Consider the following 12,735-nt stretch of genomic DNA (forward strand, 5'->3'; position numbering starts at 1 on the left):
TTAGAACATGACTTTTCCTTTAAATGTAATTCCGCTGAAATCGCGGTAAATGCCGTAAGTGCCGTCTTTGCCTTCAGAGCCTTTTAAGAATAAGTCTCCAATCATGCTGAGTGTTATGGCATCTGTGAGTCTGTAATCAATTGCAATTTCACTTGATGAGGAACACAGACACAGATCAAGCGCTCCTGAAGCGGAAATCGTAAGCGTCTCGTTCAAAAGCGACTTTTCGACACTGCCAGCGACCTGATGCTCGTATTGTTTGCGGTCCAAGTAAATTCTGTATTTGAAGACAATGTCCGAAATATACTGTGCGGTCACAGTCCAGGTTCCGATATACGGAAATGTAAATGTCCAATCGACTCCGGCAAGGCTTAAAAACTGGTCGTTTCGCTTGCTGGATTGGATATTTTTATTGCTGGTAAATAGATCGAATTGATATTCAGGAGTTGTCTGGATATGGCGATTGGGGAAGTAGGCTGCTTCTAGGCGGAATACAAAATCGCCTACAGGAATTGCCGCATCGGCACCCACCATGGACATGCGTTTGTATTTCCCTGAAACATTGAATCCGTCATGATAAAGCTCGTTGAATTCAATGTCTTCGGATGTCATTGGGGTATATTTGATAAACGGCTTATCGTCCCAACCGTAGAATGCATAAAGTGACAGGTCCATTACAGACGTGTAGAAACTGGCGCGGAGAGCGTATTCGCTGTTGTTCAGGTTCTTTCTAGGGAGTTCAAGATCTTCATGACTCTCAGGATATTGAAGCTTGAATTCATTGTATGTTTCTGGGAATATTTTAGAACGAAGCGGATTTTTCTTCGCGAATGGGAGAATGCTCGGCGTAAAGAACGGGATGTAATACGCATCGACTTGAGCTTTGTCGGTCAAGAGAGAAAGACGGGCTGCATCGACGCCGAGCTTGGCTTCGTTGTAATCGTATGCGACAACGTTAGATTCGTCAAAGGGGCTCACGACATCTGTAATCTGGAAGTCGTCGGCTTTACCCCACGAGACAATTTGGCGACCGATACGGAGCGCGAACATTCCGCTTTTCCAGTCGATGTAAGCTTCTTTCAATTTTAAAGCGAAAGAGCCGTCGTTGGCGACGAATCCGGACATTCCGTTTGAAGACTGGCTCCCGATAGCATCGTGGACCAATTGCCCGTTGACGTAAACCATAGCTTCGTCAAAATACGTCTTAAAGGAGCCATCGAAAATCGTCTGGCCTAGCGTAAAGTCGTTTTCATGGTTGTGGGCATTGGCGAGGCTTACGCCCGCTTTGGCAGTGATGCTTCCTGTATATGTTGTTTCTTGGGCATAAAGGTTAACCATTGTTGCTAATGCAATGGCTGGGACTGTTGTGAAAAAGGATTGCTTATTCATACTTCCTCCTTTTCTTTGCCAAAGGGTTTAGCCACGTGTAAAAGGGCTGGTGTAATGGTGTAGTCTGCAACCAATGCACTGGAAAGACCGACGATAATGAGAACTCCAAGAACCGCCAAAAAGTGCATGGGGCTGAACAAATAAACGCTGAACATGGAGCACAGAATAACGGTCGTCAGGAACATCGTTGCGCCAATTTCGCGGAAGGTCGCTTCCATGGCCTTTTCGCTAGAACCCATTTGTTCGTGTTTCATTTTCAGGTGTGTCGTCAAATGGATGGTATCGTCAACGGCAATACCCAAAATCATGGGCATCACGGTGATGGTGCTGAAGTCAAGGGCGTAATTGAAATATCCCATGACTCCACCCACGAGAATGACCGGAGCCACGTTCGGAATCATGCCGATAAGACCGAGCTTAAGGCTAGAGAATGCGAAAATGAGCATGATGGCGATGATGACAAGTGAGAAACCAAAGGATTTCAGACCGCCAAAGACAATGCGGTTGCTCATCTCGGAATAGCGAATCATGTCACCGAGCAATGTGCATTTTGCGCCTGGGAAAAGTTCGGCAAGTTTTGCCTTCAAAGCATTCATGTTGGCGAGGGCTTCTTCTGTTGCAAACTGCGTCATGTCCACGCTGACAACGGTTGTCTTGAAATCGTCATCCATGACATCGCTGAAGTCGTTATGCATTTCAATCGATGAAAGTTCCATCAGCTGTGCAAGTACGTATTCATCTTCAGGGACGGTGTACATCGAATCTTTACCCTCGTTGAGGGCGCGGTTCATTTCTTTCAGGATGCTTGTTGCCGAGGTGACTCGGGCCTTCCCGCCCGACCATTTGGTGAGCGAAAGTGTGCCGAGATAATCTTCAAGCAGCACAAGCGCTTTCATGTTTTCGGGCTTCTTGAAAGCGCCTTCTTCATCGTAAGAAATCATGACCGTGTAGCTGTACTGATTGCCGAGTTTTTGTGCCAACATTTTTTTGACTTGTTGAATGTATGGCATCTTGTCGCCCGTGATGGTCAGGTAATCGAGCTGTGCCGTGATTTTGAACATCCCCGGAATGAATGCGGCGATAACCAATGCGCTAATGACAATGAATGATTTCTTTCTGTCGTGGACAAACTTAGACCATCTCGAAAAAGAGAGATCCAGTTTTGTAGCTCCGTTCACTTGAGTAGCTCTGGGCGCGCGGTCCTTACCGAACGAGAGCAGAATCGGGATGAGCACGGTAACGTAGATGTAAATCGCAAGAACGATAAACGCAGATGTTTTACCCATCCATTCGAGAGGCTTCATGTTTACAAACAGGAAACTGATAAACGAAGCCATGGTCGTAAGAACTGTGAACAGCACCGGCCATCCGCATTCTTCGACGCACTTGATGGCAGATTCCTTGCGCTTGCCCGTGCGTCTAAAATGCAACTTGAACATCTTGATGTAGTGTACGGAATAGCCGACTGCAAGTGCCATGCCAAGGACAACCGGTAAAGTCACAAGAGCTGAGTCTGCTTTTTCTCCAAAAAACGACATCGCTCCAAAAACTGTGGCGATAGCGCTGATCGTTGCCACAGCCGGAACAATCACGCCAAACACGTTGCGCAGGCAAATTGCCAAGAACAAGAGCATCACGACAATGCTGCAGAGGACTCTTACACCGTATTCGGGAACTTCGTAGCGGTCTTCGTTAGCGCTGTCGTATGGCATACCACCACCGTAAAGCTTGAATCCTTTATTCTGGAATTCTTCGCTTTCGATGATGTTCATCAGCTTGTAGCCGATGTCTGTTGAAACTTCGGTGTTGTCGCCACCGTACTTTTCTTCGAGCTCTTTTCCTGTGAATGGATGGAGTGAAAGGGAAATCCACGTTTCTTTGCCATCATCGCTGACAAGCGAATTGATGAGCGCGTTCGTCTTTTCGCTCCCGCGCATCACGAGATCTCTCGCTTTTGCAAGCCCTTCGGAATCCGAAGGAATACCATTTTCATAGGGCTTTACAATCGAAAATCCTTCGTCATTGCCGACTGGAATATCGACTTCGATGATGGAGGTCAGGCGGTCTGCAAACGGAATTTCATCACGCATGCGGTTGCCGATTTTTTCGATGACTTTCAGCATGTCTTCGCTAAAGACATCGCCTTCGCCTTGCTTTACGACAAGGACGCCAATCCCGTTCAGGTTTCCGAAGGTTTCTTCGTATTTTTTAGTGTTGATGGTTATTTCATCGGAGTTGCCGAACCAGCCTTCTTCGCCAAGCGCTAGCGAAAAATTGCTCAAGCCTAAACAGCAAATGACCGTGACAATAAGCAATCCGGCAAGAATCTTCCAGCGGTTGCGAATTTGCGCCTGTCCGATCTTGCCGAAAAATTTATTGAATTTTTCGACTTTCATATTTTGCCGTCCTTTTCTATCTACTTAATCTGTTCACGTTCAAGAGCGCTTACAGTGAAGTAGCTCTCGTTGACCTTTTCATCGTATTTGAGGTTCTTGACTTCGTAGATGGTCTTGTGGTTTGTCTGGACGTTAGTCATTGTCTGCTTGAGCGTGGTCCAGTAGCCGTTCACCTGTTTGATATCGTCTGCGGTAAGCGTTTTTTGCAAGCGGTTCTGCTTGTCGTAGTATTCGCCTTTCTGGACGACGAAGGTCTTCTTGTTCACCCATGTGACTCGGCGGCTGACTTTAGCCTTCGGGTCTTTGGCCTTGGCTTCCAAAATCCAGCAGTCGATGCCGTTCACTTTTTCTTCGCCAAGGAGGGCAAAGTTGTCCTTGGAGAGGCTGCGGGTGCCGAGATCGTCGTACGTGAAGTCGGTTCCCTGGAAATCGTCGTCTTTGTTGGAGCCAGAAACGCGGCGTACCTTTTTCATGGCTGGGATATAAATCCAGCTGTCGCTGTCGACGGTGGAGCCGTCGGCTTTGTCGGGGTAGTCATAGGTGAGGTAGCTGATGCCTGCTACATCACGCGGAGTTTTGAACATGAGAACAGTCTTGTCGGTTGTGCCGTCCTTCATGGTGTAAGAGACTAATTCGCGGTTACGGGTCTTGCCGTTTTTATCAATCAATGTTACAGAAACTAGTCCGGACGATGTTTTTCCGGAAGGCAAGTCGTGGACTTTTTTGGCGATTTCATTCGCGGACTGCGCGAAACAAGTTGTGAAAAGCAGAAAACCTGCGCTAAGAGCGCTCAAGAAATGATTTTTCATATTTTTCTCCTTCAAAAAATTTAAAGGCGGTTTATGAAAATCGCCTTGCCTCTTTGTAAGAAAAATATATCATTTTGCTCGTTCTAGTAACAATTTCTGTAAAATTATAGTCCGAATTGTATTATAGGGGTGTTTTGTGTGTTCTAGAGCACGTTTTTCATACCTACTATTTTTACATGAATTTCTCTGTATATTTCCTACTTCCTACTTCCGACTTTCCTATATTTTCCACGCAAAAATTTTAAACAAGGACATTGTTATGGCAAAGATTGCTATTCTCGGTTACGGTAACCTCGGTCGCGGTGTGGAATGCGCCGTGAAGCAGGCTCCGGATATGGAACTTGTCGCCGTTTTCACTCGTCGCGATCCGTCGACGGTGAAGATCCAGACGGCTGGCGTTCCGGTGTTGAACGTTTCTGAAATGGAAGCATGGAAGGACAAGGTTGACGTGCTCATCATTTGCGGTGGCTCTGCTACGGACCTGCCGGTGCTCACTCCGAAGTACGCTTCTATGTTCAACGTGATCGACTCTTTCGACACGCATGCCAAGATTCCGCAGCACTTCGCTGCTGTTGACGCTGCTGCCAAGGGCGCAAACAAGATTGCTATGATTTCTGTCGGTTGGGACCCGGGTATGTTCAGCTTGAACCGCGTGTACGCTCAGTCCATCCTTCCGGAAGGCAAGGACTACACGTTCTGGGGCAAGGGTGTTTCTCAGGGCCACAGCGACGCTGTCCGCCGTATCAAGGGTGTGAAGAATGCCAAGCAGTACACCTGCCCGGTGGAATCTGCTCTCGAAGCCGTGCGTAGCGGTTCCATGCCGGAACTCACCACTCGTCAGAAGCACACTCGTCTCGTTTACGTGGTTGCTGAAGAAGGTGCAGACAAGGCATACATCGAAAACGCCATCAAGACGATGCCGAACTACTTCGATGAATATGACACTACCGTCAACTTCATCAGCGAAGAAGAATTCAACAAGAACCACAGCGGCCTCGCTCATGGTGGTTTCGTGATTCGTACCGGCAAGACTGGCATGAACAAGGAACACACGCATGTGATCGAATACAGCCTCAAGCTCGATTCCAACCCGGAATTCACGACGAGCGTTCTCGTGGCTTATGCCCGCGCTGCTCTCCGTATGAAGGCTAATGGTCAGACTGGTTGCAAGACTGTTCTCGACGTTCCGCCTGCATACCTCAGCACGCTTAGCGACGAAGACCTCCGCGCTCACTGCTTGTAATAGAACTGCCCTGGATCCTTCCACCTTCGGCTCACGGCTTGTAATAAGACTGTGTATGCCGACCCCGGAACTCGTCCGGGGTGACATTGCAAAAGAAATTGCCTCGGGTTTAACCCGAGGCTTTTTGTATAAAGGATACGCTGATAACTGCGCCGAAGGCGTATTAATCGTGAATGGTGTTCTTGAGGCTTTCGATCAAGCGGGCAAAGCTCGGGTCGGTTTCCATCTCTTTCTTGACGCTCTTGATGGCGTGCACGACGGTGGAGTGGTCCTTGCCGCCAAAACGAGAACCGATGCTCTGCAAGCTGATGGGGGAGAGTTCGCGCATGAGGAACATGGCGACTTGGCGAGCCTTGGAGATTTCCTTGGTGCCGCGGCCCGGTTCGATGAGCTTGGTTTCGGGTACTTCGTAGTGCTGTGATACGGCATGGAGCACGGAGTCAAGGCTTACGCGGCGACGGAGTGTCGGGGCGATTTCGGTGACGACCTTCTGTGCGATGTTCATGTCGATGTCGTGGCTCATGAGGCTCGACTGGAGCGTGAGCTTGATGATGGCGCTTTCGAGGCAACGCACGTTGCTTGCAATATTTTCAGCAAGGTAACGGATGACTTCGTCGCTGATTTCGAGGTGGCGTTCTTCTGCCTTCTTGTGGAGAATGGCTTCGCGCGTTTCGACGTCAGGCGGCTGGATGTCAACGGTTAAGCCCCAAGAGAAACGGCTCACGAGGCGGTCGGAGAGGTTCTTGACTTCGGCTGCGGGAGCGTCAGACGTAAGCACAATCTGCTTGCCTGCCTGGTGCAGTGCGTTAAAGATCAAGAAAAATTCGTTTTGCGTTTCGTACTTGCCTGTCCAGTTCTGGATGTCATCGATCAAGAGAATGTCCACTTCGTTGCGGTAGAAGTCGGACATTTCGGTAATGCGCTTTTCTTGCAGGCACTTCATGTACTGCTGCGAGAAGTCTTCGGACGTGAGGTAGATGACGCGCTTGGTCGGATCTTCTTCGAGAATGTAGTTGCCGATGGACTGGAGCAAGTGCGTCTTGCCAAGACCGGAAGACCCATAAATAAATAGCGGGTTGTACTGCGTTCCATCCGGATTCCTGGCGACGGCGAGGGCGGCGTTGAAGGCGAGCTGTGCCTTGTCACCCGGGACGAAGTTTTCGAAACGGAAGCTGCCAGAAAGTGGGACGCTCGGCTTGATAAATTCGCGGAAAGAGTTGTCGGAGGTGCTTACTTGCGGCTGGTAAACGTCTTGCGGCTGGAATTCAAATTCTACCGGAGCCTCATCGTGGGAAACGTCTTTCCAGGCGAGGCGGATAAGGTCCTTGTAAGCGGCATAGACTTTGACATCAAGTCCGGGGGGCACTGCGATAACGGCGTGTCCAGGGGTTTGGCTTACAAGCTTGGTCTGTGCAAAATATGTCTTGAATACCGTATCCGACAGCATTCCGTGGAGGTAGTTCAAGCATCTTTCCCATTCAACCTGCATCTTCAATCCTCATCCGATTAATAATCTATCAACAACTAGGCGTTATAATTTAGCTAATTCTTTGGGATGTTGATAGATTGGGAGTGAAATAAACCTAAAAATTTTCTTACTTCTTTGTAAACGAAAATTAACGTATACGTTTGGGTCTCCGTGCGTTGGCGAGAATCGCTTAAATTTTGCAAATTTTCTAAATTTTTCTACGATGGTAATAAATACGCTTGTGGAATACATTTTTTGGACCCCTGTTTTGCTCTGGGTCGGTCTCCATTTTTGGTTTAGGAATGTCTCGTACGTCGTTTTTTTGAAAAATCAGCTCGATCGAGGCGAAAAATGGGCTTACGTGTTGAGCGGATTTGTGAAAAATCCGGGGCGCGTGAGTTTTTTGCGTTTCTGCGATTATCTGTTTACGGCGATAACGTCGGTGGCGACCTCTGCCACGGTGGTGTGGACTCTCCAAAAGATTGGGCTTGGTACTAATGCTTATTATGGATTTGTGTCCGTGCTTCTTTTTGTCTGGATCGCTTATTTGATGAAGCGCAGGACGGAACTCAAGCTCACGGACTTGTTCCAGTCGGCTTTTTATCTGGAGTACCGTTGGGTGAATTATGGGATCCAGCGCAAGGGTATTGTGATGTCGGATGAAAACGTGCGTGACCGCGCGGGGTTGAGTTATGCGCATAAGCTCCGCAATGCCGAAGACCATGGCCGTTTTTGGAAGTACGTAAAGTCGATGGCCGCGTCTAAAAAGGTGCCGCCGGAAATGTTTGAGGTGTACTAGCTCATATGATTGATAAATTGGATTCTTTAGATGTGGGCGAGAAGGTGCTCGAAGGCAAGGCGGCGTGGAAGTACGCCGAAGATATCTTGCAGTTGGTGTCGCGTACGTTTGCGTTGAACATCCAGGTTTTGCGTGGCAAGTTGCACCGCAGTATTTTGCTTGCGTACCTTTATTTACGCATTGCCGATACGGTCGAAGATGACCCGGACATGAAGGCGACCGAAAAGGACCGCGTGCTTGCGCTTTTTGCCGATGTGTTCAAAACGGGCGAACTCGAGACCGAGAAAATTCGCACGTTTGTGGCGGCGCTCCCAGAATCTTGGCATGGCTCTGAAGACCCGAACAAGGATCTTTGCTCGAAGTCCGAAGTCGTGGTGCCGCTTTTGAAGTCGCTCCCTAAGAACTACCAGAAGCCGGTTTGCGACGTGGTGATTGAAATGTGCGGTGGCATGGCGAAGTTTGCGCTCCGTCAGGAAGCAGCGCTTTCGGCGGGCTGGTTCACGCTTGCGAACGTGGGCGAACTTGATGAATACTGCTACTATGTGGCAGGCATTGTCGGTAAGCTCTTGACCAAGCTATTCTCGGCGGACACGTGCTTTATCAATGCTGAACGCGAGGCGGAACTTTCGAAGCTGGACGTGAGCTTTGGGCTTGCCTTGCAGGTCGTGAACATCGTGAAGGACTGCGTTGAGGATTCTGGACGCCGCGTGTGCTTTATCCCTGAAGAGATTTGCAAACGTCATGGTTTTGCGCATCCGAGCGAACTTTTTGCTGCAGGAGCTGATGCTCAAAAATGCGGCGCAGTGCTTTCGGAACTTGTCGAGAAGGCTTGGCATCATTTGGATGATGCGATTGCCTATACGAAGCTCATCCCGAACATCAAAATGCGCACGAGGCTCTTCTGCCTCTGGCCGCTCTTTATGGCGGCGGAGAACTTGAGTTTGATCGGGAATGGCGTGTCAGTGTTCACTTCGGACAAGAAAGTGAAAATCACGCGCGATACCGTGAAGCGGATTGTCAAGGAAACGTCGATGCACTTCTATTCGGACAAGTGGATTGATGAAGCTTATAAGAAGATTAAAGGATAATATGGAAAAGTTTTATAATAAGTGGCCGTTCCATGTGGCGGTGATTGTTTTTAGCATTATTTCTGACCAGCTGACGAAGCTGTGGGCGGTGGCGCGTTTTACGGACGAAGCAGGGAATTTTACGTACGAGAAAATTCCTGTGATTGGTGAACTTGTGCGCTTCCAGCTTGTGTACAACAAGGGGGCTGCGTTCAGTAGCCGTCCGCAAGACTTGATGCCGTTCTTGCCGCCTTGGGTGTTCTTTTTGTTGATTTCGATTGTCGCCGCTTTTGCACTCGCTTGGTTCTATAAATCTATCGACAAGCGCGATTACTTGAGCCGCTTGGGCGTCGTGATGATTCTTGGCGGTGCTGTCGGAAACTTTATTGACCGCATGCGTATGCAGATGGTTGTGGACTTTATCGACTGCGATTTCCCGGACTTTATCATGACCCGATTCCCGACGTTCAACGTGGCGGACTCGTTCGTGACTGTTGGCGTTGCTCTTGTGATTTTGTCTCCCGTGATTTTGAAGAAATTGCATAAGCAAATTAAGGAAGAAAAAGACGCGGAGAAGGAAGCTAAGACTTAGTCAATAGTCATTGGTCAATGGTCATTAGTTTTTTTAAGCTTGATTATTCAACTAATAACTAATGACTAACTACTAATGACCTTTTAAAACGCGGTATATCTTAAAACCTAATCGCCAATCCCTATTACCTAACCACCTAAAACCAAATCCCTAAAAATGAATTACATCGTAGAAGAAAAGCATAATGGTGAACGTATCGACAAGTTCCTTGTCGGCGTTATGGAAAATGTCTCCCGCACAGACGTGCAGAAGCTGATTGAAGCGGGCGAAGTCAAGGTCGGCGGTGGCAAAGTCTCCAAGAACTTCCGCGTAGAAACGGGAATGGCGGTTGTCGTTGAAAAAATGATCGAGAAGGAATCTTCGACGCTTGAACCCGAAGATATTCCGCTGAACATCGTTTACGAAGATGATGATATTGTGGTCATCAACAAGCCGCGCAATTTAGTGGTGCATCCGGGTAATGGCGTGAGCAAGGGAACGCTTGCCGCAGCTCTCCTGTACCACTTCAAGGAAAATCTTTCGACCATGAACGGTCCGCTCCGTCCGGGGATTGTCCATCGTTTGGATAAGGATACGCCGGGGCTTATGGTGGTCGCGAAAAACGATGCGGCACACAGGCATTTGGCGCACCAACTCGAAACGCGTACGCTCCATCGCACGTACAATGCGCTTGTATGGGGCTGCCCGCGAGACCTCGAAGGAACGATTGATGCTCCGATTGGTCGTAACCCGAAGAACCGTCTCAAGATGGCGGTGGTGAAGGGCGGTAAGGAAAGCCGTACGCATTACGTTGCGAAGCAGTTCTTTGCGATTGCAACGCTTTTGGAATTGCAATTGGAATCTGGCCGTACGCACCAGATTCGTGTGCATAGCCGCTATACGGGTCATCCGGTCGTTGGCGATCCGCTTTACGATGGTCGCGATGAAAGCTTGAATCGCGTGCCGCCTCTGATGAAGCCTGTGGCCGAGAAGGTTCTTGAAATTGCTCCGGCGCAGCTTTTGCAGGCTGTGAAAATCGAACTCATCCATCCGCGTACAAACAAGAAGCTTACGTTCAAGGTTCCGATGGAAGAGCCGTTTGCAAATGTGCTCAAGCTCTTGAAAAAGGAATGCCCGGCATCGGCGCCTGTATATGACGAAGAAGAAGGCTTCCGCGATTTCGATGCGCAGATTCGCTTTGACGAAGATGAAGAATTTGACGAATATGCAGAACCGCTTGAAATCTCTCCGGATGAAGCCGCTCCTGTGAAGGAACGCAAGACACGCGCCCAGCGCCTTGCTGAAAAGGCTCAGACAGCTGCAAAGCGCCGTGCCGTTGCTGCCGAACGCAAGCTCATCAAGCAGATGAAGGCCGCTCGCCGCAAGGGAATCGCTCCGGAAGATTTCGTGGAACCGGGTTACGAACCCACAATCGATCCGGAACTGTTGGAATAAATGAAAACGTGTCATTCTGAGCGAAGCGTAGCGGAGTCGAAGAATCCAGTAAAGTCTCGAATTGCTAATAACTATTGACTAAAGACTAGTGACCAATGACTAATTCTTACTTCTTTATCGGTGTTGCTGGCGTGGGCATGAGTGCCATCGCGCAGTATTTGGTGGGCAAGGGCGTTGCTGTAAGCGGTAGCGACCGTCAGTTCGGCGAGTTCCTGAACGGAAATGCCGAGAAGCCGCTTGTCATGAGCCAACTCGAAGATTGCGGAATCAAGTGCTTTGCGCAGGATGGTTCCGGTGTTGTCGAAGGTCTTACCGCAGTCGTGGTGAGCACCGCTATTGAAGATACGAATCCGGATTTGAAGCGTGCAAAGGAACTTGGCGTTCCGGTGATGCACCGCAGTGAAATGCTCGCGAAGATTTCCAAGGAAGCACGCACGATTGCCATTAGCGGTACGAGCGGAAAGTCTACGGTGACCGCGATGGTTTACCACATTCTCGAATATGCGGGACTCCAGCCGTCTGTGATGACGGGGGCTGGCCTCGTGAACTTGCAGGCTCAGGGCAAGATTGGTAATGCAGTGAGTGGCAAGGGTGAATGGCTCGTTGCCGAAGTCGATGAAAGCGATGGAACGCTTGTTCGCTATGAACCGGAAATCGGCGTCATTTTGAACATCGACAAAGACCACAAGGAAATCTCCGAGCTCGAACAAATTTTCTTGAAGTTCAGCCAGAACGTTTTGAGTGCTGGTCACATCTTGATTGTGAACGATGCGCACCCGCTCGCAAAGAAGTTTAGCGCCGGTCGTGAATTTGACTTTGGCTATGAAAGCTATGTGAGTGTTCAGGGAATTGATTTCAAGTCGGTCGGGACGCATATCCAGTTCCGCGTGCGTCATGGCAATGAACTTGTGAAGTTCGAAATTCCGCTGCCGGGCAAGCACAACATGGAAAACGCCTTGGCTGCGACTGCTGCCGCGCTCCGCGCGGGCGTTTCGCTCCACACTTGTGCCGATGCGCTTTCGTCTTTCCCGGGCGTGTTCCGCCGTCACCAGATTCTCGGAACGTTTAACGGCATTACGCTTGTCGATGACTTTGCTCACAATCCGGCAAAAATTGCCGCGAGCATCAAGAGCGCCCAGGACTTTACCGATGGCCGCGTGATTGCTTGGTTCCAGCCGCATGGCTTTGGTCCGACGCGATTCTTGCGTAAGGACTTGGTGGACTTTATTGCCAAGACGCTCCGTCCGATGGACATGGATTTTGACCGCAAGAACGATGTGATGTTCTTCAGCGAAATCTATTACGCTGGCGGAACTGTCACGCGTGACATTAGCGCAGGCGACCTTGCGGATGACTTAATTCTCAAGGGTTGTGAGGCTATTTACATTGCTGACCGCAACGAGTGCGCCAAGAAAATGCTAGAATATGCAGAGCCTGGCGATACGATTTTGCTGATGGGAGCAAGGGATCCGAGCTTGCAAGAGTTCGCTCGCTCGGTAAAGCAACTTTTGGAAAATCGTTAAGCGCATCAGGATCGT

The 12,735-nt window shown here is 49.3% G+C and carries 10 protein-coding genes; 6 read left to right on the forward strand and 4 right to left on the reverse strand.

All coding sequences use genetic code 11. The features are described from left to right. From BUC30_RS05755 to BUC30_RS05765, 3 genes are read right to left on the reverse strand one after another with little or no spacing between them, the layout of a single operon-like run. The gene (locus tag BUC30_RS05755) at positions 1 to 1,389 is read right to left on the reverse strand and encodes a DUF1302 family protein (RefSeq protein WP_073423977.1); all 1,389 of its coding nucleotides are present in this window, start codon (positions 1,387 to 1,389) and stop codon (positions 1 to 3) included. Beyond that, on the reverse strand, positions 1,386 to 3,785 hold the full coding sequence (locus tag BUC30_RS05760; RefSeq protein ID WP_073423978.1) for an efflux RND transporter permease subunit: 2,400 nt from the start codon (positions 3,783 to 3,785) through the stop codon (positions 1,386 to 1,388). Before BUC30_RS05760 ends, BUC30_RS05755 begins: the two co-directional genes overlap by 4 nt. Positions 3,786 to 3,805: 20 nt before the next feature. Continuing rightward, positions 3,806 to 4,594 (reverse strand): outer membrane lipoprotein-sorting protein, encoded by a 789-nt coding sequence (locus BUC30_RS05765; protein WP_073423979.1) that lies wholly within the window; start codon positions 4,592 to 4,594, stop codon positions 3,806 to 3,808. 259 nt (positions 4,595 to 4,853) lie between these two features. On the opposite strand from BUC30_RS05765, the gene BUC30_RS05770 reads away from it, so the two are divergent. Next, complete coding sequence (locus tag BUC30_RS05770; protein ID WP_073423980.1) at positions 4,854 to 5,837, forward strand: diaminopimelate dehydrogenase; 984 nt, start codon at positions 4,854 to 4,856, stop codon at positions 5,835 to 5,837. Positions 5,838 to 6,000: 163 nt separating this feature from the next. Here the strand turns inward: BUC30_RS05770 and dnaA are convergent, their stop codons facing one another. Further along, entirely contained in the window at positions 6,001 to 7,326 is a 1,326-nt protein-coding gene (dnaA, locus tag BUC30_RS05775) for a chromosomal replication initiator protein DnaA (RefSeq protein WP_073423981.1), read from the reverse strand. A gap of 220 nt (positions 7,327 to 7,546) precedes the next feature. Between dnaA and BUC30_RS05780 the strand changes: the two genes are divergently transcribed. The 5 genes from BUC30_RS05780 (at position 7,547) to BUC30_RS05800 (ending at position 12,720) form a co-directional block, all read left to right on the forward strand. Next, entirely contained in the window at positions 7,547 to 8,104 is a 558-nt protein-coding gene (locus tag BUC30_RS05780; protein WP_244536507.1) for a hypothetical protein, read from the forward strand. Between the two features lie 5 nt (positions 8,105 to 8,109). Next, positions 8,110 to 9,192: a squalene/phytoene synthase family protein gene (locus BUC30_RS05785; RefSeq protein WP_014545217.1), complete on the forward strand. Its 1,083-nt coding sequence runs from the start codon at positions 8,110 to 8,112 to the stop codon at positions 9,190 to 9,192. A gap of 1 nt (position 9,193) precedes the next feature. Then, the gene (gene lspA, locus BUC30_RS05790; protein WP_073423983.1) at positions 9,194 to 9,763 is read left to right on the forward strand and encodes a signal peptidase II; all 570 of its coding nucleotides are present in this window, start codon (positions 9,194 to 9,196) and stop codon (positions 9,761 to 9,763) included. Positions 9,764 to 9,919: 156 nt separating this feature from the next. Then, the gene (locus BUC30_RS05795) at positions 9,920 to 11,197 is read left to right on the forward strand and encodes an RluA family pseudouridine synthase (protein ID WP_073423984.1); all 1,278 of its coding nucleotides are present in this window, start codon (positions 9,920 to 9,922) and stop codon (positions 11,195 to 11,197) included. Positions 11,198 to 11,292: 95 nt separating this feature from the next. Continuing rightward, positions 11,293 to 12,720, forward strand: a complete 1,428-nt coding sequence (locus tag BUC30_RS05800) for a UDP-N-acetylmuramate--L-alanine ligase (RefSeq protein WP_073423985.1) — start codon at positions 11,293 to 11,295, stop codon at positions 12,718 to 12,720. Positions 12,721 to 12,735 lie beyond the last annotated feature (15 nt).

Source organism: Fibrobacter sp. UWB7 (genome assembly GCF_900142945.1).
In the GTDB taxonomy this organism is placed as follows: Bacteria; Fibrobacterota; Fibrobacteria; order Fibrobacterales; family Fibrobacteraceae; genus Fibrobacter.